22 protein-coding genes are annotated in these 26,492 nt (G+C 64.3%); 12 read left to right on the top strand and 10 right to left on the bottom strand.

What is annotated here, in order from left to right; genetic code table 11:
• The first annotated feature begins 55 nt into the window (after positions 1–55).
• The 10 genes from E8F06_RS23455 (at position 56) to cax (ending at position 12,840) form a co-directional block, all read left to right on the top strand.
• Positions 56–976 carry a LysR family transcriptional regulator gene (locus E8F06_RS23455; protein WP_280371547.1) on the top strand — a complete coding sequence of 307 codons (921 nt, stop codon included), beginning with the start codon at positions 56–58 and terminating at the stop codon, positions 974–976.
• A 296-nt stretch (positions 977–1,272) separates the two neighbouring features.
• The gene (locus E8F06_RS23450) at positions 1,273–2,598 is read left to right on the top strand and encodes an acetamidase/formamidase family protein (protein WP_280371545.1); all 1,326 of its coding nucleotides are present in this window, start codon (positions 1,273–1,275) and stop codon (positions 2,596–2,598) included.
• Between the two features lie 347 nt (positions 2,599–2,945).
• A complete protein-coding gene (katG, locus tag E8F06_RS23445; protein WP_280371543.1) occupies positions 2,946–5,141 on the top strand; it encodes a catalase/peroxidase HPI in 2,196 nt (731 codons plus the stop codon).
• Positions 5,142–5,475: 334 nt separating this feature from the next.
• Positions 5,476–6,282 carry a hypothetical protein gene (locus E8F06_RS23440; protein ID WP_280371541.1) on the top strand — a complete coding sequence of 269 codons (807 nt, stop codon included), beginning with the start codon at positions 5,476–5,478 and terminating at the stop codon, positions 6,280–6,282.
• 208 nt (positions 6,283–6,490) lie between these two features.
• Entirely contained in the window at positions 6,491–7,345 is an 855-nt protein-coding gene (locus E8F06_RS23435) for a DUF6502 family protein (protein ID WP_280371539.1), read from the top strand.
• 104 nt (positions 7,346–7,449) lie between these two features.
• A complete protein-coding gene (locus E8F06_RS23430; RefSeq protein WP_280371537.1) occupies positions 7,450–8,847 on the top strand; it encodes a DUF5666 domain-containing protein in 1,398 nt (465 codons plus the stop codon).
• A 159-nt stretch (positions 8,848–9,006) separates the two neighbouring features.
• Positions 9,007–9,759: a hypothetical protein gene (locus E8F06_RS23425; RefSeq protein ID WP_280371536.1), complete on the top strand. Its 753-nt coding sequence runs from the start codon at positions 9,007–9,009 to the stop codon at positions 9,757–9,759.
• Between the two features lie 179 nt (positions 9,760–9,938).
• A complete protein-coding gene (gene nfsB / locus E8F06_RS23420; protein ID WP_280371534.1) occupies positions 9,939–10,592 on the top strand; it encodes an oxygen-insensitive NAD(P)H nitroreductase in 654 nt (217 codons plus the stop codon).
• 269 nt (positions 10,593–10,861) lie between these two features.
• Positions 10,862–11,530: a TIGR04211 family SH3 domain-containing protein gene (locus E8F06_RS23415; RefSeq protein WP_280371532.1), complete on the top strand. Its 669-nt coding sequence runs from the start codon at positions 10,862–10,864 to the stop codon at positions 11,528–11,530.
• Positions 11,531–11,766: 236 nt separating this feature from the next.
• The gene (gene cax, locus E8F06_RS23410; RefSeq protein WP_280371530.1) at positions 11,767–12,840 is read left to right on the top strand and encodes a calcium/proton exchanger; all 1,074 of its coding nucleotides are present in this window, start codon (positions 11,767–11,769) and stop codon (positions 12,838–12,840) included.
• Between the two features lie 41 nt (positions 12,841–12,881).
• Here cax and E8F06_RS23405 read toward each other — a convergent pair whose 3' ends face one another.
• The 7 genes from E8F06_RS23405 to E8F06_RS23375 form a co-directional block, all read right to left on the bottom strand.
• On the bottom strand, positions 12,882–14,309 hold the full coding sequence (locus E8F06_RS23405) for a TolC family protein (protein ID WP_280371528.1): 1,428 nt from the start codon (positions 14,307–14,309) through the stop codon (positions 12,882–12,884).
• Positions 14,310–14,326: 17 nt separating this feature from the next.
• Positions 14,327–15,814 (bottom strand): DHA2 family efflux MFS transporter permease subunit, encoded by a 1,488-nt coding sequence (locus E8F06_RS23400; RefSeq protein WP_280371882.1) that lies wholly within the window; start codon positions 15,812–15,814, stop codon positions 14,327–14,329.
• A gap of 71 nt (positions 15,815–15,885) precedes the next feature.
• Positions 15,886–17,010 (bottom strand): HlyD family secretion protein, encoded by a 1,125-nt coding sequence (locus tag E8F06_RS23395; RefSeq protein ID WP_280371526.1) that lies wholly within the window; start codon positions 17,008–17,010, stop codon positions 15,886–15,888.
• A gap of 411 nt (positions 17,011–17,421) precedes the next feature.
• Positions 17,422–17,916: a helix-turn-helix domain-containing protein gene (locus E8F06_RS23390; RefSeq protein ID WP_280371524.1), complete on the bottom strand. Its 495-nt coding sequence runs from the start codon at positions 17,914–17,916 to the stop codon at positions 17,422–17,424.
• A gap of 100 nt (positions 17,917–18,016) precedes the next feature.
• Entirely contained in the window at positions 18,017–18,337 is a 321-nt protein-coding gene (locus E8F06_RS23385) for a rhodanese-like domain-containing protein (protein WP_280371522.1), read from the bottom strand.
• Positions 18,338–18,367: 30 nt separating this feature from the next.
• Positions 18,368–19,732, bottom strand: coding sequence for a chromate efflux transporter (gene chrA, locus E8F06_RS23380; protein WP_280371520.1), 1,365 nt, complete (start codon positions 19,730–19,732; stop codon positions 18,368–18,370).
• Positions 19,725–20,669, bottom strand: coding sequence for a chromate resistance protein ChrB domain-containing protein (locus tag E8F06_RS23375; RefSeq protein ID WP_280371518.1), 945 nt, complete (start codon positions 20,667–20,669; stop codon positions 19,725–19,727). The genes chrA and E8F06_RS23375 overlap by 8 nt, the downstream gene beginning before the upstream one ends.
• A 142-nt stretch (positions 20,670–20,811) precedes the next feature.
• Here E8F06_RS23375 and E8F06_RS23370 point away from each other — a divergent pair, with 142 nt between their 5' ends.
• Positions 20,812–21,684 carry a CAP domain-containing protein gene (locus E8F06_RS23370; protein ID WP_280371516.1) on the top strand — a complete coding sequence of 291 codons (873 nt, stop codon included), beginning with the start codon at positions 20,812–20,814 and terminating at the stop codon, positions 21,682–21,684.
• Positions 21,685–21,732: 48 nt separating this feature from the next.
• On the opposite strand, the gene E8F06_RS23365 is transcribed toward E8F06_RS23370, so the two are convergent.
• Both E8F06_RS23365 and E8F06_RS23360 read right to left on the bottom strand, forming a co-directional pair.
• Entirely contained in the window at positions 21,733–23,736 is a 2,004-nt protein-coding gene (locus E8F06_RS23365) for a U32 family peptidase (protein WP_280371514.1), read from the bottom strand.
• A 106-nt stretch (positions 23,737–23,842) separates the two neighbouring features.
• Positions 23,843–24,259 carry a PaaI family thioesterase gene (locus tag E8F06_RS23360; RefSeq protein ID WP_280371512.1) on the bottom strand — a complete coding sequence of 139 codons (417 nt, stop codon included), beginning with the start codon at positions 24,257–24,259 and terminating at the stop codon, positions 23,843–23,845.
• A 163-nt stretch (positions 24,260–24,422) separates the two neighbouring features.
• Here E8F06_RS23360 and E8F06_RS23355 point away from each other — a divergent pair, with 163 nt between their 5' ends.
• On the top strand, positions 24,423–25,211 hold the full coding sequence (locus E8F06_RS23355) for a CHAD domain-containing protein (RefSeq protein WP_280371510.1): 789 nt from the start codon (positions 24,423–24,425) through the stop codon (positions 25,209–25,211).
• 51 nt (positions 25,212–25,262) lie between these two features.
• On the opposite strand, the gene E8F06_RS23350 is transcribed toward E8F06_RS23355, so the two are convergent.
• Positions 25,263–26,486 carry a diaminopropionate ammonia-lyase gene (locus E8F06_RS23350; RefSeq protein ID WP_280371508.1) on the bottom strand — a complete coding sequence of 408 codons (1,224 nt, stop codon included), beginning with the start codon at positions 26,484–26,486 and terminating at the stop codon, positions 25,263–25,265.
• Between the last annotated feature and the right edge of the window lie 6 nt (positions 26,487–26,492).

The following is a 26,492-nucleotide window of genomic DNA, read 5'->3' as shown; positions in this document are numbered from 1 at the left end:
TTCGGACGATAAATGTAGGCTCGGATACTTCAGTTGATACCCGGTGTAATGAATCGTGAAGCGCCACTTTGATGACATCCAGTTAGGCAGCATCGAGCTCTTCTGTCTTGCCGCGGAGGAGGGAAGTTTCACTGCGGCGGCGCTGTCGGCAGGGGTCACGCCGGCGGCGGTGAGCCGCTCGATTTCGCGCTTGGAGGAACGACTCGGCACGCGGCTGTTCGTGCGGACGACCCGCAGTATCCGCCTCACGGAAAGCGGTCGCTCCTACTTCGAACAATGCCGGCAGGCGCTGACCCAACTGGTGGAAGCAGAGCGTGAAGTGATGGGCAAGCAGCTCGAACCCACGGGCGAGTTGCGCATCAGCATTCCCACCACCTACGGCCACTACCGCATCCTGCCGCTGCTCGCGCGATTCCGCGAGCGCCACCCGGGCGTGAGGGTCGACATCCACCTGAGCAACCGCAATATCGACTTCGTGGGGGAGGGCTATGATCTGGCGATCCGTGTGCGCGCCCAGCCTGACTCGACGCTGATTGCCCGGCATCTCGAAGATGCACGGCTGGTGGTGATCGCCACGCCGCAATACCTCGCCAAGGTGGGCACGCCCACTTCCCTGGATGATCTCGACCGGCACGACTGCATCCAGTTCGAGCTTCCCAGCAGTGGGCGCCGCATTTCCTGGCTATTCACCGAGAACGGCAAGGAACGGGAAATCTTTGCCAACGGCAATTACTGCTGCTCGGATGACGTTCTCGGCGGGGTGACCCTGGCCAAGCACGGCGCCGGGCTGTTCCAGACCTATCGCTTCATTGTCGAGCGGGAGCTGGAAGAGGGCTCGCTGGTGGAGGTACTCCAGGAGTTCGGCGGGCGCTCCCGCCCTTACACGCTGCTGTATCCCCATGGCCGCCACGTCCCGCTGCGCCTGCGTGCGTTCGTCGACTTCCTGATGGAGTGCAAACGGGAGTGGAGCGTCTAAGGGGCGTGCCAATGATTGACCACGCCATATCCCTCCTGAGGTTCCCGGCCTGACGTTCACTGTTGGCGGCTGGTTTCTGTATCGGCCTGTGTCTGGGGCCATCCTCGTTACATGTGCTTGTGAATCCAGCCCCCGAGCAATACATCCCGGATACAAGCCTGGGTTGAACTGCCTCCGCCGACCGGTGCTACCAGCAGGGCACCGGACCACGGCTCTTGCCAATCATTGCCCGGAAGTGGGTCAGTCCCGCTCTCCGGGCTTTTTTTCCGCAGGCAATGCGGGCCCAGGGAGACAACATGTCGAGAAACCTGCCTGATACGAATTACGCCGTGGACCAGCTCCGGGTCCAGACCTACACCAACGGCATCATCGGTCCCAGCCTGCCCATGCTGGGACCACTGGCCGATGGCGGCACCCTGATCACGGGCACGCCGCCGGGGTGCTGGGGGCCAATGATCACGCCGGCTTTCCAGGGTGGCCACGAGGTGACACAACCGGTGGCGATCGAAGGCGCTGAAGTGGGTGACGCCGTGGCGCTGAAGATCCGGCGGATGCGCGTCACCTCACTGGCGACTTCCTCCGGCGTGATGAAGTTCGTCGAGGGTCGCTACAACGGCGATCCCTTCGTTGCCAAATTCTGTTCGTCCTGCGGTACCGAGCACCCGGCCAGCCATGTCGAAGGCATTGGTGAAGACGCCATCCGCTGCGACCACTGCGGCGCGGAAGTCAGCGCCTTCCGCTTCAGCCACGGCTACGTGATCGTGTTCGACCAGGAAAACCAGGTCAGTCTGACGGTGAACCAGGACGTGGCCAACGGCCTGGCCGGCAACGCCCCGGAAATGTCCGCCTTGCCGGAGCTGGCCGCGCAACATTCGATCCTTTCCCTGGCGCGCGCCGATATGCCCGGCGTGGCCGCCCACATGCGGCCGTTCCTCGGCAACATCGGCACCACGCCAGCCATCGACATGCCCGACTCGCACAACTGCGCCGATTTCGGCCAGCACCTGGTCGACGCGCCGCATCGCTACGGCCTGACCCGCGAAGCGCTGCATGCGGCCAAGACCGATGGCCATATGGACACCAACTCGGTGCGCGAGGGCTGCATCCTGATCTGCCCGGTGAAGGTGCCCGGCGCCGGCGTGTACATGGGCGATATGCACGCACAGCAGGGCAATGGCGAGATCGCCGGCCACGCGACGGATGTCTCGGGGGAAACGGAGCTGACGGTGGAGGTGATCAAGCACCTGAGGCTGGATGGTCCGATCCTGTTGCAGAACCTCGATGACCTTCCGCCCATGGCTCGCCCCATGAGCGCCGAACAACGCCGCAAGGTCGGCGAGCTGGGCGCGCGCTGGGGGCAACACGAAGTCGAACGCAATGGCCCCATCACCTTCATCGGCAGTGGCGAGGACCTCAACGCCGCCACCAAGAATGGCCTGCAGCGTGCCGCCGACGTTACCGGGCTGCCCTACGATGAGGTGCTGAACCGGGCCACCATCACCGGCTCCATCGAAATCAGCCGCCTGCCGGGGACCGTGCGCGTCACCTTGCTGTGCCCGATGGACATTCTCGACCGTATGGGGATCGGGCATCTGGTGCGGGAGAAATATCAGCTCGATTGACCGGCAGGGAAAAGGCAATTGCCAGCATGCGAAGGGTGGAGATCGTCCAGCGGTCTCCACCCTTTGCACATGCCGCACGATTAAATTCGCCTATGGACGAAACTTCGCTCCATCAACCCGCTGAATCTCCTCAGCACTTTGCGCGATAAACCCCAGAAGCCATTGATCTACCGCGATATCTCGACGGGCGAGCCGTGTAGATCAAGGCTTGCAGGCGGTCGCTGCAAACGTGGGATTCATAATCCTTGTCTACTATGAATGCCATTTCCAAAACCTATTGGCTGGGACGCTACCTCGATTCCAAGCTGAATAGAGTGGTTGGCTGAAGACAAAAAGAGGAGATAAGCATGTCAAGCGAAGCAAAATGCCCTTTCTCAGGGAAGAATGTGATCGCCGGTGTAGTGCCATCGAATGCGGAGTGGTGGCCCAACCAACTTAATCTCAAGATCCTTCATCAGCACTCGGCTGAATCCAACCCGCTGGGTGGGGAATTCAACTACGCCGAAGCTTTCAAGACCCTCGACCTCAATGCGGTGATCAAGGACCTCACTGCCCTGATGACCGACTCCCAGGAATGGTGGCCGGCGGACTACGGCCATTACGGCCCACTGTTCATTCGCATGGCCTGGCACGCCGCGGGTACCTACCGCGTCGCTGACGGGCGTGGGGGTGCCGGTACCGGCAACCAGCGTTTCGCACCGCTCAACAGCTGGCCGGACAACGGCAACCTCGACAAGGCTCGCCGCCTGCTGTGGCCGATCAAGCAGAAGTACGGCAACAAGCTGTCCTGGGGCGACCTGCTGGTCCTCACCGGTAACGTTGCGCTGGAGTCCATGGGCTTCAAGACCTTCGGCTTCGGCGGTGGTCGCGTGGATATCTACGAGCCGGAAGACGACGTCTACTGGGGCGCCGAGCATGAATGGCTGGCCACCAGCGACAAGCCCAACAGCCGCTACTCCGGCGACCGGCAATTGGAAAATCCGCTGGCCGCGGTGCAGATGGGCCTGATCTACGTGAACCCGCAAGGTCCGGACGGCAATCCCGACCCCGTGGCTTCCGGCCGCGACGTGCGCGAAACCTTCGCCCGCATGGCGATGAACGATGAAGAAACCGTAGCCCTTACCGTGGGCGGCCACACCTTCGGCAAGTGCCATGGTGCAGGCGACGCGGCCAATGTGGGTGCGGAACCCGAGGCAGCCGATATCACCGAAATGGGCCTGGGCTGGAAGAACGCCTTCGGTAGCGGCAAAGCCGACGACGCCATCACCAGCGGCCTGGAAGGCGCCTGGACGCCGACTCCCACCCAATGGGACAACAGCTACCTGGAAACCCTGTACGGCTATGAGTGGGAGCTGACCAAGAGCCCGGCAGGCGCCCATCAGTGGAAGCCCAAGGGAACGACGGGTGACGGCGTGGTGCCGGACGCCCACGACCCGAGCAAGCGCCACGCGCCGATGATGACCACCGCCGACATGGCGATGCGCATGGACCCGGCTTACGAGAAGATTTCCCGGCGCTTCAAGGACAACCCCAAGGAGCTGGAAGACGCCTTCGCCCGCGCCTGGTTCAAGCTGACCCACCGCGACATGGGCCCGCGCAGCCGCTACCTCGGCCCGCTGGTGCCGAAAGAAGAGCTGATCTGGCAAGACCCGGTCCCGGCTGTCGACCATCCGCTGGTGAACGACCAGGACGTGGCTGCCCTGAAGGCCAAGATCGCCGCGACCGGCCTGTCCGTTTCGCAGCTGGTCGGCACCGCCTGGGCTGCCGCCGCTTCCTTCCGTGGCAGCGACAAGCGCGGTGGCGCCAACGGTGCCCGTCTGCGTCTCGCTCCGCAGAAGGACTGGGAAGCCAACCAACCGGCTGAAGTGGCCAAGGTCATCGCGGCACTGGAAGGCGTGCAGAAAGACTTCAATGCCTCCGGCAAGAAAGTCTCCCTCGCCGACCTGATCGTGCTGGCCGGTGGCGTCGGTATCGAAACTGCTGCGAAGAATGCTGGCGTCAGCGTGACCGTTCCCTTCGCTCCGGGCCGTACCGATGCGTCGCAGGCTCAGACCGATGTCGAGTCCTTCGCGGTGCTGGAACCGCTCGCCGATGGATTCCGCAACTACGCGAAGAAGGGTTACGAGGGCTCGACTGCGGAAATGCTCGTGGACAAGGCGCAACTGCTCAAGCTGAGCGCCCCCGAGATGACTGTCCTGGTGGGTGGCCTGCGTGTCCTGGGCGCCAACTTCGGCAAGTCGCAGCACGGCGTCTTCACCAAGCGCCCGGAAACGCTGACCAACGACTTCTTCGTGAACCTGCTGGACATGAGCACGAAGTGGCAGCGCTCCGCCTCCAACGAGCATGTACTGGAAGGCCGTGATCGCGCGAGCGGAAGCGTCAAGTGGACCGCCACCGTGGCCGACCTGGTCTTCGGCTCCAACTCTCAGCTCCGGGCCATTGCGGAGATCTACGCCAGCAGCGACTCGCCGCAGGCCTTCGTACGCGACTTCGTCGCCGCCTGGACCAAGGTGATGAACCTGGATCGCTACGACCTCAAGTGACCGCATCTGGCAGGCCCTGACAGGCCTGCCATTCCCAGCCCCAACCCAACGCCGCCGGCAGAATTACCTGCCGGCGGCGTTGTTCTGTGCGCGTGCATCACCGGATAGCCGGTCGTTGACACCCATCCTCATAGGTCTAACCTGAGGATGTGGGAAATTTTCCCACGGCAAGTTCCAAACTGGCTTACACGGACCGCTTGATGTTGACGGTTGACTCTACCGCTGTCAGCAACTGCCAAGCCAGTTATTGGGCCGCTTCAACCGGGCGGTCGCGAATTTCTAACCCGTGCGTTCGATAGGGAGATGACTACGCATCACCGTGTGGAGGTTCATCATGCTTCTGAAGAAATGCTTGCTGGCTCTGGCCATTGGTGGCGTTCTCTCAGCGTCGACAGTCCTTCTGCCCGATTCCATCGGCAGCTTCTCCCACGTATACGCCAAGGATGGTGGCAGCGGCGGCGGCGGAGGTGGTAGCGGCAGTGGTGGCGGCGGCCATGGCGGTGGCGGCAGTGGCAGTGGGGGCGGCGGTGGCCACGGTGGTGGCGGCAGCGGCGGCGGGAGTGGTGGCGGCCACGGTGGTGGCGGCAGTGGTAGCGGCGGTGGTGGTGGCGGTCATGGAGGTAGCGGCAGCGGTGGTGGCCACGGTGGCGATGGCGGCGGTCATTCTGGTAATGGCGGTGGCCATAGCGGATCGGGTCACGGCGGTGATGGTGCCGATAACGGCGGCAACAGTGGACCGGGTAGCGCCAACAGCGGTCGCAATGGCGCGGACGACGGACCCGACCACGACGTCGGTGAAGCCCATGGCATCGGCCATGGTGCGGACGACGGCCCTGACCACGACGTTGGTGAAGCCCATGGCGTCGGCCATGGTGCGGACGACGGCCCTGACCACGACGTCGGTGAAGCCCATGGCATCGGCCATGGTGCGGACGACGGACCCGACCATGACGTCGGTGAAGCCCACGGCGTTGGTCAGGGTGCGGACGACGGACCCGACCACGACGTTGGTGAAGCCCACGGCGTTGGCCAGGGTGCGGACGACGGACCTGACCACGACGTCGGTGAAGTCCATGGTGTAGGCCATGGCGCGGACGATGGTCCTGACCACGACGTAGGCGATGATCGCGGAGGCGCCTGATAGGTCCGTCCGCTTGTCCACAAGACCCGGCGTAGCTCCGGGTTTTGTGGCATCTGTGAAGACGGTGGTGATGGTCGCCCCTGGGAGCCAAAGTAGGGTCACCGGTCGACCAGCACCGTCGAAGTGAGTGGGGTGGCGCTACGGACAGCTTGCCCAGCGGCGTTGTCCCCACTTCGCTTTTGTATTCATTTCAACAGGAGTGCCTTGAATGCAAATACCCACTTTCCCGCCCTCACTATTGCCGGCGCTGCAGCACGTCATGCGCCCGATTGTGAGGTTGATGCTGCGGAAAGGGGTGACCTACAACTGCTTCGCCGACCTGCTCAAACAGATCTTCGTCGACGTCGCCGAGAGTGAATTCCGCCTCGACGACAAGAGCCCTACCGACAGCAGGATCAGCCTGCTCACCGGCGTCCATCGCAAGGACGTCAAACGGCTCCGTTCGAAGGCTGGCGGCGAGGAGAACGAGTTACCGGAAAACGTGTCCTTCGGCGCCCATCTGGTCAGCGTCTGGATGAACAACGCACCGTTCTGCGCCAAGCCCGGGAAGCCGTTGCCGCTGGCACGGCTGGCGAGCGTTGGCGGAGAAGGTTCGTTCGACGGGCTGGTGGCGAAGGTCAGCAAGGACATTCGTGCCCGCGTGGTGCTGGATGAGTGGCAACGCCTCGGTATCGTGCGGATAGACGACCAGGATCGTGTGCACCTGGAAACCATGGCCTTCATTCCGCAGCGCGGGTTCGACGAGATGGCGGCCTACTTCCGCCACAACCTCCACGATCATGCCTGCGCCGCCGTACACAACCTCACCGAGACGGCTGATCCGTTCTTCGAGCGAAGCGTCCACTACGACAGCCTTTCCCTGGCCAGCGTCGACCAGCTTCGCGAAGCTGTCAGGGCCGAAGGCATGCAGGTGCTGATCGCCTTCAACCAGATGGCCGCTGATCTGGAAAACAAGGACATTCCTCCTCCCGAGGCTCGCCAGCGCATCACCATCGGCTTGTATTTCTACACTGAACCTAATCCCCCGGCGGCTTCCAAGCCGAAGACACCTGGATCGTCATGAACATCGCCACGCGCATTCTGTGCACCTTGGCCGTGGTTTGTGGGCCATTGCTTGTTGCCATTCCTTCCGCGAACGCAGCACCCGCCTGCCTTGAGCCAGGTGGCATGGGCGGCACGGGTGCGGTGGCTACCGGTGGGATGGGGGGTACCGGCGCGCCAATGGAGAACGGCGGCATCGGCGGTACCGGTGCTCCGGCCGAGCATGGCGGTATTGGCGGCACCGGAGCGCCTGCCGGAGAGGGTGGCATCGGTGGCACGGGCATCGTCGGCACGATCACCGGCTTCGGCTCCATTTGTGTCAATGGCGTTGAGGTGCACTTCGACAACAAGGTTGCGCTCAGCGAAAACGGCGTGCCCGCCAGTGCCAATCGCCTGGCCATCGGACAGGTGGTCGCGGTGGAAGCTGGCACTTCGGCTCGGGGTCTGGAAGCGCGGAGCATCGCAATTCTCCATGCCTATGAAGGCCCGGTGACCCAGGCCGCGAAGGGAACCGCCGCCCTGCGGGTGATGGGGCAGCCGGTGCGTCTCGCTCCAGGGGCACGGGTGGCCGAAGGCCTGCGCATTGGTGAGCCGGTGCGGGTGAGCGGCCTGCGCAATGCGCTGGGCGAAGTGGTTGCCAGCCGCATTGACCGGGCACCGAAGTTGACCCAGGTCAGCGCCATCGGCGCCATCCAGCGACCCGGCGAGTTGCAAGGACTGGCGTTGAGCAAACCGTTGCCGCGCAGCGCCGAGGTGCTGGTCCGCGGTACCTGGAACGGCAAAGAACTGAATGTGGCCGAGACCCGTGCCGATCCGGGGCTGCCCTTTGGCGGGCGTGCCGGCAAGGCACTGATTGAAGGCCTGGTGTATTCGCAACAGGGCAACCGCATTGAATTCGGTGGCTTCACGGCGTTCGTGGGTGACAAGACGGCCTTCGCCGGTGGCAAACACGCCGAACTCGCGGTGGGTCAGCGCATCCGGGTGCGGGGCGTGTTCGACAAGGGACGTACCATCCGCGCTGACCACATCGAGTTCCTCCGCGAACGTCAGGACGGCGCGTCCCACCAGGGTTCTGGCCATCTCGACGAGGATTCGGACGATTCAGGCAAATCGGGCGACTCGAGTGGCTCGGATGACTCGCGTGACTCGAGCGGTCACGGCAGTGACAACTCCGGTTCTGGCAGCGGCAATGAGACCCGCGTGCGCGTCGAGAATGGCGAGACCCGGCAACGTGTCGAGCGGCAGGTGGTATCACCCACGGGCGAGCTGCAACGTCGGGAACGCATAGAAACCCGCCAGTCCGGCGACCGCGTGGAAACCCGCGAACGGATCGAGATCTTCCAGGACGGCGTTCGCGTGGAACGAATCGAACGGATAGAGCGGATCGACCGTCCCGACAAGGTCGACAAACCGGACCGGGTCGAAAAGGTCGAGCGGGTGGAAAGGGTCGAGCGGCCTGAGTCGGTGGAACGGCCGGAACCGGTGGAGCGGGCCGAACGGGTGGATCATTCCGGTCCTCATTGAGCGCGGTTTTTGCGAGGCCAGCTAAGCTGGGGAAAGCACATTGCCCGGAGGCTTAGTCGCGGGGCAGGGTGCAATCAGCTGCCGCGCCCCGAATGGCCCTGTCTGTCTCGGGCAATGCGCCGGCGTGAAGGTCGAAGTCCGCTCCGCAACGAGGTAGACATGAGCCCCACCCGCGCGCTTGTCCCCGGTCTGTTGCTGTTCCTGGCGCTGCCAGCTCAATCTGATGTCTTCTCCATGTCCACTGGCCTTGACTACTCGCAAGGCTCCTACGGAACCCCCGCGACCAGCGAAACCTGGTACGTCCCGGTGATCGCCAAGTACGAAACCGGTCCGATGATCTACAAGCTGACCGTTCCCTACCTGCGCATCACCAATCCTGCCGTGGGGCCGGATGGCGTGCCCGTTGCCGGCGATTGCGGCAGCGTGGAGGAGGGCGTGGGCGACACTGTGGCCAGCGCCGACTACGCGCTACTGGATGGCAGTGACGGTGGAGGCCTGCTGGTGGACCTGATCGGCAAGGTGAAGGTGCCGACGGCCGATGAGGACAAATGCCTGGGAACCGGCAAGACCGACTTTGCCGCGCAGGTCGATCTCACCAAGGGCTTCGGGTCGTTCAGCGGCTTCGCCACCCTCGGCTGGCGCAAGTTTGGCGATCCTTCGGACACCGACTTCCGCGATCCCATCTACACCTCGGTCGGCCTGGTTACCCGGGTGGCGCCGAACACCTCCGTGGGCGCGGCCTATGACTGGCGGCAGAAGGTGACGTCCGACGGCGATGAGATTCAGGAATTCAGCCTGTTCCTGACGCAACGGCTGGGGCCGGAGTGGAAGGTCCAGCTGTACGCCTTGGCGGGCTTCTCCGATGCCAGCCCGGAGTCCGGCGGCGGCGTGCTGCTCAGCCATTCCTTCTGATCCAGGCTTATCGCTGACGCGAAAATAACCAGCTCACCCTGTTTATTTTCGCTTTTCCTTTGAAAGTCCTTCTTCGCCTCGCTGCTGTTTGCTACGGCGAATCCTCGGCAGACTCCCCTCCCATACGCTGGCTGGGTGAGTTCGTCCCGGCTGGCCCTCACAGACAATGGAGCCCAGCCATGAACCTCGCTTCCCTCGCCAGCCAGCGTTACACCACCAAGGCCTACGATCCGGCCCGCCGCATTCCCCAGGCGACCATCGACGAATTGCTGGCGATGCTTCACCAGGCACCGTCTTCGGTGAACTCCCAGCCCTGGCACTTCGTGGTCGCCAATACCGAGGCAGGCAAGGCCCGCCTGGCCAAGGGGACCCACGGCAACTACGCCTACAACCAGCCCAAGGTGCTGGACGCTTCCCACGTCATCCTCATCTGCGCCCGCACGGATCTGACCGAAGCCCACTTGGCGCAGGTGCTCCAGCAGGAGCAGGAGGACGGGCGTTTCCGTGATGCCGAAGCGCGTGCCGCGCAGTTCCGCACCCGCCAGGGCTACGTGGACCTGCACCGCTTCGAGCGCAAGGACCTGCAGCACTGGATGGAGAAGCAGGCTTACCTGGCACTGGGCACCCTGTTGCTCGGCGCCGCCGCGCTGAGTGTGGATGCCACTCCCATGGAAGGGTTCGATGCCCTGGCCCTGGACGCCGAACTGGGCCTGCGCGAGCGTGGCTTCACCAGCGTGGTGATGGTCTCCCTCGGCCACCGCAGCGAGAAGGACTTCAACGCCGCACTGCCCAAGTCGCGCCTGCCGGCCGAGCAGGTCATCACTGCGCTCTGACCCTCCACTGCCGCCACAGCGCCCCGCCATTGCGGGGCGTTTTCGTATCGCACCGCCTATCCTGTCCCGTCGGGTGTAAATGAACTCATTCCGCAATCGCGCTGTCTGTCCGCTGTCGGCCCCGCGGGGAATCGGCATGGCCAGTCGCTAGCGGGCGACTGCGCTGCGCCGAATTTCACCCCGTGGTTTTCCTATCCAGAACTATTTGCCCGGCCGGCTTTTCGCGCCCGTACTTCGGGTTTCATTCCATCGCCATGTGAAGATTGCCCATGTCCCGACACTGTTCTTTCCCCGCCCGTGTTTCCCCGTTCCCACGCCGCCTGCTAGGCGCCATCCTGCTGGGTGGCCTGGCGATAGCCGGAGCATCGGCGCAGGCCGAGGAACCCGCGAGCAACGCGCGCTGGGTAAGCGACAGCCTGACCACCTACGTACGCAGCGGCCCAACCGACGGCTACCGCATCGTTGGCACTCTGACGTCGGGGCAGAAGGTGGAGCTGCTGAGCACCCAGGGCGACTACAGCCAGGTGCGCAGCGAGAGCGGCAACAGCGTGTGGATTCCCAACCGCGACCTGCAGACGGTGCCCGGCCAGACCGAGCGTCTGCCGCAACTGGAACAGAAAGTGGCCGAACTGACGGCGCAGCTCGACGGTATCGACGGCACCTGGAAGAACCGCGTGCAAGGCATGCAAGAGACCCTGGACTCCCGCAAGAAGCTGATCGATGAACTCCAGGCGGCACGTTCGGCGCTGGATTCCGAACTGACCCAGGTGCGCTCCGAGCTGCGGGATGCCCAGGCGCAGCTGGGGGACGAGAACAAGCAGGTGCTGATGCGCTACATGGTCTACGGCGGCAGCATCGCCGGCGCTGGGCTGCTGGCCGGCCTGATCCTGCCGACCTTGCTGCGGGTCAAGCGCAAGCGCAACGACCAGTGGGTCTGAGCCACCTCGTCGAACTCGAATCCTGATGCCGTAGGGTGCGCCATGCGCACCGGCTCCGGAATCGTCCCCGGTGCGGCTGAAGTTCTCGGTGCGCGGGGCGCACCCTACTGGCAATTCGCATCCTCTTGGCATTTCCGCACGCGGTCGGTGCAGCACTATCCTCAGCAGGTGCTTAGACGAGTCTAAGTAGGCGAGCCATCCTTAATGGAATTCACTGCTTCGATGGAGCGACCTGGATGCTCAACTGGATGCTGGTTTTCGTCCCAATCGCTGTCCTCCTGGAGTACGTCGCCGGGGAGTATCACCTGCTGGTATTCCTGGCGGCGGCGCTCGCCATCGTACCGCTGGCGGGTTGGCTGGGCCGAGCTACCGAACAACTCGCGGAGCGTTCCGGAGAGGGTGTAGGCGGGCTGCTCAATGCCACTTTCGGAAATGCCACGGAGTTGATCATCGCGCTCAGCGCGTTGCGCGCCGGGCTGCATGATGTGGTGAAAGCCTCCATCGCCGGTTCCATCGTTGGCAATATTCTGCTGGTTCTGGGCGCCGCCATGCTGGCGGGGGGACTGCGGTATCCGGAGCAACAGTACAACGCGTCCGCTGCCCGTTCGCAGGCCACGCTACTGACACTGGCCGCCATCGCGCTGATCCTGCCCGCTGCCTACAACGCCGTAGTCTCATCGCGTGCCCCCTATGGGCTCCAGGCACTCAGCCTGTACATCTCGCTGGTCCTGCTGCTGGTGTATGGCTTGTTCCTGGTGTATTCGCTGATCACCCACAAGAAACTGTTCGCGGGCTCCCCGGATGTCCGGAGCGATCCGCATCAGGCTCATCTCTGGCCGTTGGGAAAGGCGTTGGCAGTACTGGCAGTGGCAACAGTGCTGATCGCCTGGATCAGTGAAATCCTGGTGGGCGCAATCGAACCCAGCGCCCACCAACTCGGGCTCAGCAACCTGTTCGTCGGGGTGTTTGTCGTGGCCATCCTTGGCAATGCCGCCGAGCATGCGTCGGCAATTTCGGCGGCGATGAAGAATCGCATGGATCTCTCGCTTTCCATCGCAATCGGTTCCAGTGTCCAGGTAGCCCTGTTCGTCGCACCGGTCCTGGTGCTGGCGAGTTATGGCATTGGTGCTCGTCCAATGGACCTGGCCTTCTCCGGCGGCCTGGTACTGAGCGTCCTTCTGGCGGTCCTTATTACCGGCCAGGTGGCTGGCGATGGCCGCTCGGATTGGCTCAAGGGCGTGCAGTTGCTGGCCGTCTACCTGATTCTCGGCCTGGCCTACTTCTTCACGCCTGACGCGTCGGTCGTCTGATCCTTCGTAGCAAAGCAGGAGCAGCCGTAGCCACCCCTGTATCACCAACCCCCGCCCAGCGCTCGAAACGTGGCGACCGCCGCACGGGCGTCATTCGCGGCCAATTGCGCCTGCAGGTCTCGTGCTGCCAGGAGCTGTTGATCCTCATCCAGCACCTCCCGCAGGCTCACCGCACCACCTTCATAGGCCTGCCGGGCTGCCTCGCGCGCGACATGGTGAGCCTCGATTTCCGCATCCAGCTCCTGGCGTTGAACGCTGAGATGCACCTGGGTGGTGATGGCGTTCTCCACGTCTTCGGCGGCCCGCAACATGGTTTGACGGTACTCGGCCAGCGCCTGGGCTTCCGTGCCCCGGGCCTGGGCGACTTCCGCATCGACACGGCCGAAGTCGAACAATCGCCAGTGCAGGCCAATGAAGGCCTGGGGCTGGAAGGCATCGCTGCTGAACAGCCCACCGTGCAGGCTCTGGCTGCCGAGAATGCCGCCAAGCGTCACGTGCGGGTAGTACTCCGCCACGGCCACACCAATGCGCGCCGTGCTGGCCGCGAGTCGACGTTCAGCGGCGATCACGTCAGGGCGCCGGCGCAGCAGGCTGGCTGGCGAGAGGTCGGCGGTGACGCTTGGTACCTGATAGCCCTGCGGGTGCTCCAGTAGCACCTTGGCGTAGGTGCCGGGCTGCACGCCGAGCAACACATCCAGTCGATTGAGCTGCACCGCCAACTCCGTGCGCAGTGGCGGCGGCACGGTCCTCGCTTGCAGCAGCAATGCCTTGGCCTGAGCCAGTTCGCGTTGCGTGGCCACTCCACCGTTGAAGCGATCCTGAACCAGCGCGAGGAGGTCTTGCTGGGTCTGGATCTGCTCTTGCGCCACCTGAATGCGTCGTTGCGCACCGCGGATTCGGAAGTAGGCATCGGCCGCTTCAGCCGCGATCGAAACGCGCACCCCAGCCCGGCTCGCCTCGGCCGCCTGGAGTTCCGCCAGGGCCGCTTCATCGCTGCGTTTCAGGCCGCCGGCCAGATCAGCTTCCCACGATGCTCCAACACCGAGGCTGAGAATGTCCTGATTGCGATCGAACCCCGGAGAGGTGCTGGCCAGTTGGCCCTCCGGGCTTTTCAGGGATTGCCGCTGGTGCAGGTAGCGCCCGTCGAGACTTCCCTCAGGCAGACGTGCCGCGCCCGCCAGGTTCGCCGCCGCACGGGCCTGTTCGACACGGGCCAGGGCAATCGCCATATCGAGGTTCTGATCCAGCGCGCGCTGGACAATGCCGTCGAGCACCGGATCGGCGAAGCCTTTCCACCACTGCTCAAGCGGCGGCGCCGGTGCCCGCATGGGTAACTCCGGTGTGGCGCCGCCTGCCAGCGGAACGCTGAGATTGCTTGCCGGGGTGTGGTAGTCGGGGCCGACCGTGCAGCCGGCGAGCTGGTAAAGCATCAAGCCGATTGCAGTGGTCTTTGCGAGGGTCGAAGGCATTGCGGGTGGTCCTCGGGTCAGTGGGCGTCAGCCGACGGCTGAGAGGGCGGGGCGATCTTGTGCAGCAGGGGAATCAGCACCACGGCGAACGCGAAGCAGACACCGATGATCAGGAACGAGTCGGCAAAGGTGAGCGTCTGTGCCTCGCGGTAAGTCAGGTTCCACAGCTGCCGCAAGGCCTGTTCGCTGTACTGCCCGGACGCGCCGAGGCTCGGGGCCAACCAGTTGTTGAGGGCTTCGTTGCTGGCATTCAGGTGTTCAGCCAGACGCAGGAAGTGAAGATTGGTGCGGTCGTTGAGGATGGTGGCGCAAGCCGCAATGCCGATGGCGCCGCCGAGGTTGCGCATCAGGTTGAACAATCCCGAGGCGAGCTTGAGTCGTGCGGGCGGTAGCGAGCCCAGGGCCAGGGTCACGGTAGGGGCCACGGCAAATTGCTGGGCCATGCCGCGCAGCGCCTGGGGCAGCAGCAGTTCGGCGGCACCCCATTCATGGGTGATCGGCGAGAACTCCCACATCGACAGGCAAAACAGCGTCATACCCAGCGCCAGCAACCAGCGCAGGTCGAAGCGACGCGCCAGCGCGGCGTACAGCGGAATGGTCATGACCTGGAAAATGCCGGTGGAGAACACCGCCAGGCCGATATCGAGGGCGCCGTAACCGCGCACGCGACCGAGGAACAGCGGGGTGAGGTAGATGGTGGCGAAGATGCCGATGCCGGTGATGAAGGAGAACAGGCAGCCGAGAGCGAAGTTGCGCTCACGCAGCGCGCGCAAGTCGACGATCGGGTTGGCAGACGTGAGGCTGCGCGCGATGAACGCGAGCCCGCTCAGGCCGGAGATCCAGGCGGTGGCGAGGATGGTGTCGTCGCTGAACCAGTTCCAGCGCGGGCCTTCTTCCATGGTGTATTCCAGGCAGCCGAGGAACACCGCCATGAGCAGCATGGCCGGGTAGTCGGCGCCCTTGATCAAGGACCATTCGGGCTTGTCGAGACGCACCATGATCGGCACCACGATGGTGACGAACAGTCCCGGCAGCAGGTTCACGTAGAACAGCCAGGGCCAGGAAGCGATGTCGGTGATCCAGCCGCCGACCACCGGGCCCAGGGTCGGCGCCAGGGAGGCGATGGCGCCGATGGTGGCGGCTACCAGTACGCGCTGGCGGCCGTCGAAGTAGATGAAGCCGGTGGTGAACACCATGGGAATCATCGAGCCGCCGAGGAAACCCTGCAGGGCGCGGAATGCGATCATGCTCTGGATGTTCCAGGCCAATGCGCAGAGCAGGCTGGCCAGGGTGAAGCCCAGGGCCGAGGCGGCGAATAGCCAGCGCGTGGACATCACCTTCGACAGCCAGCCCGACAGCGGGATCACGATGATTTCGGCGATCAGGTAGCTGGTCTGTACCCAGGCGGTGTCATCCGCACCTGCCGAGAGCCCGCCGCCGATGTCGCGCAAGGACGCGGACACGATCTGGATGTCGATCAGGGCGATGAACATGCCCATGCACATGCAGGCGAAGGCGAGCGTCTTCTGCCGGGTCGAGAGCTGCTCCACCGGCACCACTTCGGATGACCAGAAGTTCACGGCCGTTGCTCCAGGGCGAGCGCCTGGCCTTGCTGTTGCTCATGCGCCCTGGTGTCGACTTCGACCACCACCGAGAGCCCCGGGCGGAGCTCGCCAAGACGGTTGTCGGCGGGATCGAGATGGATGCGTACCGGGACGCGCTGAACGATCTTGGTGAAGTTGCCGGTGGCGTTTTCCGGCGGAAGGATGCTGAACTGCGCGCCGGTTGCCGGCGCCAGGCTGTCGAGGTGGCCATGGAAAACCTTGCCCGGCAGCACATCGGCTTCCACCGTTACAGCTTGCCCGGGCGTCATCCCGGCCAGCTGGTCTTCCTTGAAATTGGCATCGATCCACAGCCCTTGGGCGGGGACCACTGCCAGCAGTTGCGTGCCGGCGGAGACATAGCCGCCAACCCGTCCCCGGCGATTGCCGATATAGCCATCGACCGGCGCGCGCAGTTCGGTGTAGCCGAGGTCGAGGCGGGCCAGGTCGCGCTTGGCGATGGCTTGCTCAAGGGCGGCCACGGCCTGCTCGCGCTGGCTGTGTATGACATCGAGCTGGCGCTGGGCAGCGAGCAGGGTGGCCTTTGCCTTTTCACTGTTGGCGCGTGCGGTCTTCCAGGTGGCTTCGGCCCGCTGGGCGCTTTCCACGGAGACGGCGGCGCGCTGGACCAACGTGCGGTAGCGCTTGTCATCGTCCCGCGCCCGGTCCTCTTCGGCAGCGGTGGCGTCGATTTCCGCCTGGCCCTGGCGGATCACCGCCTGCTGCAACTGGGCCTGGGCGTCGATGTTGCCCAGCAGGGCCTGTTCGGCATGCACCTCACCTTCGGCCTTGGCCAGGGCGGCGCGGTAATCACGGTCGTCGATGCGCGCGAGCAGGTCGCCGGCATGGACGAACTGGTTGTCGCTCACTGCCAGCTCGGCGATGTAGCCGGCAACCCGGGGGCTTATGACGGTGACGTCACCGCCCACGTAGGCATCGTCCGTTTCTTCCATGTAACGAGCTGTGTTCCACCAATGGGCGCCATAAAGGCCTGCGCCGACCATGACCAGGCCGGCGACGGCCAGCTTGATGAGCTTGCGGGACTTCGGCCGGGCCACAGCGGTGGCTTCGCTGACGGGGATCTGCTCGGGCTGATTCATGGCGGGCTCCGATGGGGTGGTTTCAGGTGGGCGTTGGTCCGGACAGTTCCGCAGGTGCTTCAAGGTGCCTTGCAGTGATTCGGCAGGGGATTGGCGAGGACCATTTCACATGGTGATCATCATTCAATCAGTCCGATCGAAACCTGCTTCCGCACGGTGAAAGCAACGACTGTTCGGGGCATATGATGGCCATAATCCAAACATGGTTACTTCCATCATGCAAGTGATGAAATGACGCTGGAGACGGGCGGTAGGATTCCGCGCGCGGGGAGGGCGAAAGGCAGGAAATTCGGGCTATGCCAGAGGTTCGGCAATACGGAGTCAAGCCGGCTGTGTCAGGGACGCAGCCAGGTCGTCATGGGAATGGGACGCTACCAATGAGCTGCGGACGGCCACAGAAAGGCCGGTCGTTCAGCTCGGCTCGGCTTGAGGTTCGGGGAAGGCGTAGGAAACAGGAGTGGCCTCATCGCGACGCTGTCGAAGCACGCGATGCCGCGAGCTGACTGGCAGTCCGGTGGCACGGTCGATCAGGACGAGGTCCACCGGCTTTCCGGTAACGCTGTCCACCAGCATGGTCCGCCGTTGGCCCAGGTTGCCGTGGCGATTTCCCCACTCAAGCAGTACGAGCATCAGCGGCCGTAGCTCCCGTGCCTTTTCGCTGAGCAGGTACTCGTATCGTGTCGGCTTTTCGCTGTACGGATGCCGCTCCAGGAGCCCTCCGGCCACCAGGTCCTTGAGTCGTCGGGTCAGGGTGTTCGTTGGAATCCCCAAGGCTCGGGCGAAATCATCGAAACGGGAGGCGCCATAAAAGGCTTCGCGAAGAATCAGCACGTTCCAGCTATCACCTATCACCTCCAGGGCTTGGGCGACCGGGCAGGGCATGTCCTGGAAACTGGTTCTTTTCATGGGACCTCGCGTTGCCCCCTGGAGCTAGGCGGCAGATCGTTGAATGATGATCAAAATATAATCAGGCTACTTGCATCACACAAGTGACCATCCATCACCTTCACAAGCCCTGAGTGGGACGTCCGGCTTCGCGCCAACCGGTGAAGCCGTCGATGAGATAACGCGCATCCAGCCCCATGGCGGCCAGCGTGGCAGCGATGCCCTGGCTGATTTCGTGGCCGTGGGCGCAATAGAGCACCACAGGCCTGTCGCGAGGTATCGAGTCCTTCCAGGTGAACACCGCTTCCGGGTCCAGCCAGCGCGCGCCGGGAATCTCGGCTGCATCCGCGCTGCGGACGCTGGCGCGGCGCACATCCAAAAGGCTGAAGCTGCGTGCCGACGCCTGCCATTCCGCCAATTCGCAAATGCTGATGCGGTCCATGGATCACCTCCCGGCCCGGTGGGGCCATCGTCAGATTCGCAGCAAGTGCACCGCCAGGCCGGTTACGGCGCAGGCCAGCAGTACCTGGATGACGCCACGCTTGAAGCGGAACAGCGCGACGGCGGCGGCCAGGGCGATCACCGCCGAGGGCCAGTCGAAGCGGCCCTCGAACCCCTCCGGCCAGAGCACGTGGTAGCCGAAGAACAGCGCCAGGTTGAGGATCACGCCCACTACGGCGGCGGTGATGCCGGTGAGTGGCGCGGTGAACTTCAGTTCGTTGTGGGTGGATTCCACCAGCGGCCCGCCAGCGAGGATGAACAGGAAGGAGGGCAGGAAGGTGAACCAGGTCACTAGGCTGGCGGCGATGGCGCCGGCGAGGAATGCCTGGTCGGCGCCGAACATCGGATGCACGTAGCCGCCCACGAAACCCACGAAGGCAACCACCATGATCAGCGGCCCCGGCGTGGTTTCGCCCAGGGCCAGGCCGTCGATCATCTGGCTCGGGCTCAGCCAGCCGTAGTGGCCCACCGCGCCTTGGTAGACGTAAGGCAGCACGGCATAAGCGCCGCCGAAGGTGAGCAGCGCCGCTTTGGTGAAGAACCAGCTCATCTGGGTGAGGGTGCCTTGCCAGCCGAAGACGGCGGTGAGCAGGCCCATGGGCAGCACCCAGAGCAGGGCGCCGACCATAACCAGCAGCAACAGGCGGGACCAGCGGAAACGCGCATGCTCGGGCGTCGGTGTGTGGTCATCGATCAGCGCTGGCCCGTAGCTGGCCTTGGCCGCGTTGTGTCCACCGCCGAGCGCGAACTTGTCCGGCGCTACGCGGCCACCGATATAGCCGATCACGGCTGCACCCAGCACGATCAGCGGGAAGGGCAGGTCGAGGGCGAAGATCGCCACGAAGGAGGCTGCGGCAATCCCCCACAGCCAGCCGTTCTTCAGTGCCCGTGAGCCGATGCGATGGGCCGCGTGGACCACGATGGCAGTCACCGCCGGCTTGATGCCATAGAAGAGTCCGGCCACCACCGGCACTTCGCCAAATGCGATGTAGACCCAGGACAGCAGGATCAGGATGAACAGCGAGGGCAGCACGAAAAGCGCCCCGGCGATGACGCCACCCCAGGTCCGGTGCATCAGCCAGCCGATGTAGGTCGCCAGCTGCTGAGCCTCCGGGCCGGGCAGCAACATGCAGTAGTTCAGGGCATGGAGAAAGCGCCGCTCGCTGATCCAGCGGCGCCGCTCCACCAGCTCCTGGTGCATGATCGCGATCTGCCCGGCCGGGCCGCCGAAGCTGATGAAGCCCAGCTTGAGCCAGAACAGGAACGCCTCGAACAGGCCCACGGGGGTGGCGAGGGGGCGCGACTCCCCGGTCGGACGCAGGGTGGTTTCATCCATCGTTTTTCTCTTCTCTCGCGAAGGCTGCCAGCAGGCCATCGAAGATGGCTCCCGCTGCGGCCAGGAGTTGATCGTCATCGGCAATGCTCTCGCGCAGGCCGGCCAGGACCCGCTCGACTCCCGCGGCTTCCGCTGGCTGGACACCGCCGACGTCAAGGTAATGCACCAGGGCTGCAACCCGATGAAGGGCGGGCGCGTCCAGCTGGAAACTGTCTTTCAGGGTCTCGAAGGTGACGCGATTGCCCACATGGCTGAAAGTCGCGCCGTCGAAATCGAAGCCCAGCGCGTCGGCCGGGCAATCCCCTGGTGACTCCAGCCAGAGGAAGCGTGCATCCGCGTCGATGAAGCGGCGGATCAGCCAGGCGCTGGCCAGGCGGTCGACCCAGGGCCGCTTGCGGGTGGCCCAAAGGCGGCCCTGATAATCGCGCTGCTTGAGTGCCCTGATCGGTTGCTGATGGCTGCTCGGTTCATCCGCCGACAGAGCACGGCTGACCGACGTTTCCAGTTCGTGCAAGGCGGCATCCAGCTGTTGCCGGGGCTTTCCGGGGAAGAAGTCGATTCCCGTCAATTGCGCGAATGCTTTGCGCAACTTGCGGATCTGCCGGGTGCTGGCCAAGGCGTTCCCGGCGGTCAGCTGGTTGCGGCAGGCTTCGACTTCGTCGCGCAGGGCCTGGTAATCCTCGCTTCGGTCGAACAAGGGGATGAAGCGTTCGCCTTGCGGGTCCTGTACGGGGAGAAGGTAGGCGGTGCCGTTGATGGCGAGGATGTCTCGTTCGACCTCGGAGAGGGCTTCGCGGCATTCCGGTCTATCCGGCAGCAGGTACACACCGTCGCGAAGCACCGCCGCACCGCTGGCCTTCAATGCGCGCCAGGCCCGCATTCGCGCAGTGGCGTTGGAGGTCGGGAGGCCGATGACCAGGGAAAGCCAGCTTTCCATGTAGAGTCTCTAACAAAATATGTATGAAGCATTACATTACTCTCCATTCCACGCACGGAAAAGCACCGTTCGCCCAAGCAACGCGGAGGGTTTGGGCGGGTCGAATATTGGGAGTGCTGCGTCGTTTGACGGAGGTTTTGCCATGCCGGTACTTCATTCGTGGACAAGCACCACTGCAAACGGGCTCAAGACCCTTGGGTTGCTGCTCGGGCTTCTCGCCGGCAGCGCCCAGGCCGCGGGCTCGGACGTGCAGCTGGTCGAGGCGATCAACTCCTACCGTACCCACCCGCAGAGCTGCGCCAGGCAGCAGGCCGACGTCCTGACGCCGCTGGTGGCGGATCCACGCCTGGTGCTTCCAGTGGAAGACAGTGGCTACTGGCAGGACCATCTGGTGCGTTCCGGTTATCAGGCGGCCAGCGCGAAGACCATCCGTCTGACTGGCCCAGTCGACGCGCAAGCGGCCTTCGCGATGCTGCAGGCGCGGCACTGCAATTCGTTGTTGGATCCCCAATTCATCGATATCGGCGTCAGCCAGGCCGGCAGCAGCTGGCGCATCGTGTTGGCGCGGCCATTGCTGGATGACGATCTCGGGGAGTGGCAGGAGGAAGGACAGGTGCTACTGGTGCTGGTCAACGCGCTGCGTACTCGCTCACGCAACTGTGGTGACGTTGCATTCTCCTCGGCGCCGCCAGTGGTCTGGAACACTGCCCTCGGCACAGCGGCCGAGCGCTACAGCCGGGCCATGGCCAACGACAATTTCTTCGCCCGCAAGTCTGGCGCTGGCCTGCAACCGGCCGATCTGGCCCGGGCCGCCGGTTACCGTGGCCAGCAGCTCGACGAGAACATCGCCGCCGGTTTTGGCAGGTCGGTGAGTGTGGTCCAAGGCTGGTTGGCCACCCCGGAGTATTGCGCCAGGATGATGGACCCGAGGTTCACTGAATTGGGCGCAGGCTACGCGGTGGACCCGCAGAGCGATGCCGGAATCTACTGGACCCTGCTGCTAGGAACGCACTGAAGGCCGCCCCTGCACGCCGTATGAAGCGGCGCGAGGGGCAGAACGTGCTTAGTGCGGTGCGCGGTGGCGGATGGTTTTCAGCAGATCATCCGGGGTGATCTGCCCGACTACATTGCTCGCATCGCTGCCCGGCTGCGGCAGGTCGAGGATATGGCCCTTGATCTTGCCGATTACGTGCATTTCACAGGGCTTACAGTCGAACTTCAGGGTCAGCACCTCGTCGCCGTGCACCAGCTGCATCGGCGCGACCTTGGTGCGCACGCCGGTCACGCCCTTGGCCTGTTTGGGGCAGAGGTTGAAGGAGAAACGCAGGCAGTGCTTGGTGACCATCACCGGCACTTCGCCCGTTTCTTCATGCGCCTCGTAGGCAGCATCGATCAGTTGCACGCCGTGGCGCTGATAGAAGTCGCGGGCCTTCTGGTTGTACACGTTGAACAGGAAGGACAGGTGCGCATCCGGGTACACCGGCGGCGGGTTGGTTTCGGCCTTCCGGCTGCCGCGCGGGTGGGCCTTTACGCGGGCCTCGGTCAGGGCCTCGATGGCTTCGCGGCGCAGCGCCTTGAGTTGCGAGTTCGGGATGAAGAAGGCCTGCGGTGCATCCAGCTCGATCTTCTCGGCGTGGTACTGGGTGGTACCCAACTGGCCGAGCAGGTCGTGCAGTTGTTCCAGGGCCTGCTCAGGCTTGTTGGCGGCGCCGAAGGGGCCGTCCAGCTTGACGCTGGCGCTCACGCCTTCCTCGCTGGTGGCGGTCAGCTCCAGGGCTTCTTCGCGCAAGCTGGCTTTCCAGTCGAGGCCGATCCGGCGCTCGGCGGACGTCTTCAGCAGGGCCTGCTGCCAGTTGTGGTCCAGATTGCGCGACAGCGGATGGTTCGGGCGCAGGCGGGAGAGGGCGGCCGGCATCTCGTTGGGTTCGACGCGGTAGCGCCAGCGCTTCTCGCCGTCTTCCTCGAACTCGCCCTTCAGCTCGGCGATGTTGGCGCGGAAGCCCACCACCTCGCGCTTGATCAGCACGTTGAGGCCGTCGCCGTTGGACAGCGGATCATGGGTCACGACCAGCAGATCGCGCTTGCCGACTTTCTCCACCTGACCCACCGGCAGGCCGGTGAAGGTCGGGGTGTCGAAGGCGCCGATGTCGATCTTGCGGTCGGTGACGAAGTAGTCGGTGCTGCCGCGGTGGAAAGTCTTGTCCGGGTCCGGCACGAAGAAGTGGTCCGTGCGGCCGCTGGACGCGCGGGCCAGGTCCGGGCGTCCTTCGAGGATGCCGTCCAGGCGCTGGCGGTAGTAGGCGGTGATGTTCTTGACGTAGCTCGCGTCCTTGTAGCGCCCTTCGATCTTGAAGGAGCGTACGCCGGCATCCACCAGGGCGCTGAGGTTGGCGCTCTGGTTGTTGTCCTTCATCGACAGCAGGTGCTTTTCGAAGGCCACGACGCGGCCCTGGTCGTCCTTCAGGGTATAGGGCAGGCGGCAGGCCTGGGAGCAGTCGCCACGGTTGGCGCTGCGGCCGGTCTGGGCGTGGGAGATGTTGCACTGGCCGGAGAAGGCGACGCACAGGGCACCGTGAATGAAGAACTCGATGGCCGCGTCGGTTTCGTCGGCGATGGCGCGGATCTGCTTGAGGTTCAGCTCGCGGGCCAGCACCAACTGGGAGAAGCCTGCCTGGTCGAGGAACTTGGCGCGTTCCAGGGTGCGGATGTCGGTCTGGGTGCTGGCGTGCAGCTCGATGGGCGGGATGTCCAGATCGAGGACGCCCATGTCCTGCACGATCAGCGCGTCGACGCCGGCGTCGTAGAGCTCGTGGATCAGCTTGCGCGCCGGTTCCAGCTCGTCGTCGTGGAGGATGGTGTTGATGGTGACGAACACTCGCACGTGGAAGCGGTGGGCGAACTCCACCAGCTTGGCGATTTCCGCCACTTCGTTGCATGCGTTGTGGCGGGCGCCGAAGCTCGGGCCGCCGATATACACGGCGTCGGCGCCATGCAAGATGGCCTCGCGGGCGATATTGACGTCGCGGGCGGGGCTGAGCAGTTCTAATTGGTTCTTGGGCAAAGACATGGCAATCACGGTCCGGCACGTATGCAGGGGGCGCATTGTACCGGGCCTGCGACGCCCGGGCATCCATGGGGTGCCGGATGGTGGACGGGAGGGTGCGTTTTCCCGCCTAGCGCATGTGTGCCGGCGGAATCGAATAGGTGCCCACCACGTGAGCCACCGGTTCATCCATCCCTTCCGAATAGAGCGAAACCTCACCCACCGCGAGGGTCTTGCCGACTTTCATCAGCTGGCATTCGCCGATGACGCGCTTGCTGGCTTCGGGTTTGCGCAGGAAGTTGATGGTCAGGCTGGTGGTCACCGCCAGCGGCACGATTCCGATTTCCCCGAGCAGGGCGACGTACAGCGCGACGTCCGCCAGAGCCATCAGCGTGGGGCCGGAAACCGTGCCGCCGGGTCGCAGGTCGCATTCGTCCACCGCCTGGGACACCCGGGCGCTACGTTCGCCCACGGCGTCGACCTCGACGCGGGTCTGGGGAAATTCCTGCTTGATGAATTGCGCGATCGCTTCTGTCTTGTCAGCCACACCGGACTCCCTGGTTTGCCAATTTCGACCGGACGCTGACACAACCTCCGTCCCCTGTCCACGCTGGCCGAAGTGCCGGCTCGTGACGAAATTGACCTGATGCAACATCACTCTCATTTTCCTTGGCTAATCTCCTGGCACACCGTTTCGAAGGGTAGTCAGGATGTCATTCGTCGATTCGCTCATCGCTCAGGTACTGGAACTGGAAGTCAAGCTTCACCACGCCTATGCGCGGCTCGCCTGCCGCACGGATGTCGAGGCACTGCACGATCTGCGAATCGGCTTGCGCAAGTTGCGCAGCCTGTTGCGGCCGATGCGTCGGCTGGAGCCCACCAGGGAGCTGGATGCGGCGGCGGCCGATGTCGGTCGGCTGACTACGCCGGTGCGTGACCTTGAGGTGTTGATCGTCGAGCTGGACCGCCAGGGTTTCCACGACCAGGCGGAGCGCCGCAAGCATCTGCTGGAGTCCCGCTACGCCATCATCGAAGCCAGCGCCACGGTACAACGCTTCATGACGGTGCTCGACGGCTGGCCGGCGCGGATGCGCGCAGCCGAGCGCGATGGCGACCTGGACAAGCTTCGCGAGCGCGTGAAGATTCGGCTGCGGCGCCAGTTGCAGCGCCTGCGCGAGGCACTGGCCGACCCGGAGTACGACCGCCATGCGCTGCGCCTCCTGGTCAAACGCATGCGCTACGTCCACGAGGCATACCCGAAGCTTTCACCCATTTCCCAGGACGCCTTCTACGCTCTGAAGGCCGTGCAGTCCGCACTGGGCGACTGGCACGACCATTTCCAGTGGTGCCTGAAGGCCGATCAGGAAGCTGATTTGCTGGTGCTCAAGGATCGCTGGGAGATTGCCGGGGAGGCGGAACTGAAGGCTGCCGAAGTCGAACTGTCGATCCTTGCCGAGCACCTCTCGGAAGCGGCGCCCATGGAAGAGCAGGGCGCCTGAGCTGGAGTCGCGATGGTCGAGCGCAGCGCCCAGCGAGCCTGAGTGCTCCCCTCAGCGCGTCTCCAGCCAGGCGCGCTGACGCTCCTGCACAGTGGCGGCCGCCTCGCCCACCAGCTCGGCATAAAGCGCCGGTGCGGTGGCGCCTTCGGTGCTGATCAGCAGCACACGGGATCGTCCATCGAACCCCAACAGGGCAGCCTTGCCGGGTGACTCCAGCAGTCGCAGTAAACCCGCCAGTCCCGCCACAGCGGACTCGCCGGCCACCAGCGGCAGGTCGTTCTCGCTGCCCTTGGCCAGTCGTCGCATGGCATCGACGGCCTCCTGGTCCTCGATGGTCATGAAGGCATCGATGCAGCCTTCCAGGAACTTCCACGCGAGAGGCGAGGTTTCGCCACAGGCCAGCCCGGCCATCACCGAATCCACCGATCCACTGGCCTTCGCCGCGTGCCCCACCAGGGCGCTCTGGTAGAGGCAGTCGGCCTGGCGCGGCTCGACCACGATCATGGTCGGCCGCGCTGCGCCGTAGCGCTCCCACAGATAGCTGGCAATTCCGGCGGCCAGCCCGCCCACGCCGCCCTGGAGGAATACGTGGCTGAAGGGGCAGGCGCCGTCGTTCGCGCCAAGGGCTTCCAGCGCCTCGGCGGCGATGATCCCGTAGCCCTGCATCACATCGCGGGGAATTTCCTCGTAGCCCTCATAGGACGTGTCCGAAACCACGGTCCAACCATTTTCCTGCGACAACCTGGCGGCTTCTTGGACCGAGTCGTCGTAGTTGCCTCGGATGCGGATGATTCGTGCACCAAAGGCTGCAATCGCCTGTTCACGTTCTTCGCTGACGTGGGCATGGAGGACGATCACGCAGTGACAGCCGACGCTCTGTGCGGCAGCCGCCAGGGCCCGGCCGTGGTTGCCGTCGGTGGCGCTGATCACGGTGAACCCGGCCAGCTCCTGGGCATGCTTACCAGCGAGCAGGGCACTGGGTTCGAAAGCGCGTTCGGGGAAGCGCTGGAGGATCAGGCGCAGGAGCGCGATGGGGGCGCCCAGCACCTTGAAGCTGGCCAGCGGCGAGCGCACGGATTCGTCCTTGATCAGTACCTGGGCAAGGCCCAGTTCGGCAGCCAGGTCGGGCATCTCGAACAATGGCGTGACCGACCGCTCGAAGCGATTCCAGGTGGACAGCCAGACTCGGCTTTCGGCGGCCTGCTGCATGTTCATGACGGTACGCAGGGCTTCGGGATAGGGGCGGCGCGCGGCCTTGGAATTGACGATCAGCATCTGGGG

Origin of the sequence: Pseudomonas sp. BN411 (assembly GCF_029871235.1) — a bacterium.
Lineage (GTDB): Bacteria > Pseudomonadota > Gammaproteobacteria > Pseudomonadales > Pseudomonadaceae > Metapseudomonas.
The sequence above is the reverse complement of the archived record's forward strand: the minus strand, read 5'-3'. Positions and strand labels throughout refer to the sequence as shown.

Bases quoted from the DNA above. Each gene is read 5' to 3' on its own strand.
- E8F06_RS23450 (WP_280371545.1), top strand. From the start codon at position 1,273: ATGTCGAGAAACCTGCCTGATACGAATTACGCCGTGGACCAGCTCCGG.
- katG (WP_280371543.1), top strand. From the start codon at position 2,946: ATGTCAAGCGAAGCAAAATGCCCTTTCTCAGGGAAGAATGTGATCGCC.
- E8F06_RS23440 (WP_280371541.1), top strand. From the start codon at position 5,476: ATGCTTCTGAAGAAATGCTTGCTGGCTCTGGCCATTGGTGGCGTTCTC.
- E8F06_RS23435 (WP_280371539.1), top strand. From the start codon at position 6,491: ATGCAAATACCCACTTTCCCGCCCTCACTATTGCCGGCGCTGCAGCAC.
- E8F06_RS23430 (WP_280371537.1), top strand. From the start codon at position 7,450: ATGGGCGGCACGGGTGCGGTGGCTACCGGTGGGATGGGGGGTACCGGC.
- E8F06_RS23425 (WP_280371536.1), top strand. From the start codon at position 9,007: ATGAGCCCCACCCGCGCGCTTGTCCCCGGTCTGTTGCTGTTCCTGGCG.
- nfsB (WP_280371534.1), top strand. From the start codon at position 9,939: ATGAACCTCGCTTCCCTCGCCAGCCAGCGTTACACCACCAAGGCCTAC.
- E8F06_RS23415 (WP_280371532.1), top strand. From the start codon at position 10,862: ATGTCCCGACACTGTTCTTTCCCCGCCCGTGTTTCCCCGTTCCCACGC.
- cax (WP_280371530.1), top strand. From the start codon at position 11,767: ATGCTCAACTGGATGCTGGTTTTCGTCCCAATCGCTGTCCTCCTGGAG.
- E8F06_RS23405 (WP_280371528.1), bottom strand. From the start codon at position 14,309: ATGCCTTCGACCCTCGCAAAGACCACTGCAATCGGCTTGATGCTTTAC.
- E8F06_RS23400 (WP_280371882.1), bottom strand. From the start codon at position 15,814: ATGTGCATGGGCATGTTCATCGCCCTGATCGACATCCAGATCGTGTCC.
- E8F06_RS23395 (WP_280371526.1), bottom strand. From the start codon at position 17,010: ATGAATCAGCCCGAGCAGATCCCCGTCAGCGAAGCCACCGCTGTGGCC.
- E8F06_RS23390 (WP_280371524.1), bottom strand. From the start codon at position 17,916: ATGAAAAGAACCAGTTTCCAGGACATGCCCTGCCCGGTCGCCCAAGCC.
- E8F06_RS23385 (WP_280371522.1), bottom strand. From the start codon at position 18,337: ATGGACCGCATCAGCATTTGCGAATTGGCGGAATGGCAGGCGTCGGCA.
- chrA (WP_280371520.1), bottom strand. From the start codon at position 19,732: ATGGATGAAACCACCCTGCGTCCGACCGGGGAGTCGCGCCCCCTCGCC.
- E8F06_RS23375 (WP_280371518.1), bottom strand. From the start codon at position 20,669: ATGGAAAGCTGGCTTTCCCTGGTCATCGGCCTCCCGACCTCCAACGCC.
- E8F06_RS23370 (WP_280371516.1), top strand. From the start codon at position 20,812: ATGCCGGTACTTCATTCGTGGACAAGCACCACTGCAAACGGGCTCAAG.
- E8F06_RS23365 (WP_280371514.1), bottom strand. From the start codon at position 23,736: ATGTCTTTGCCCAAGAACCAATTAGAACTGCTCAGCCCCGCCCGCGAC.
- E8F06_RS23355 (WP_280371510.1), top strand. From the start codon at position 24,423: ATGTCATTCGTCGATTCGCTCATCGCTCAGGTACTGGAACTGGAAGTC.
- E8F06_RS23350 (WP_280371508.1), bottom strand. From the start codon at position 26,486: ATGCTGATCGTCAATTCCAAGGCCGCGCGCCGCCCCTATCCCGAAGCC.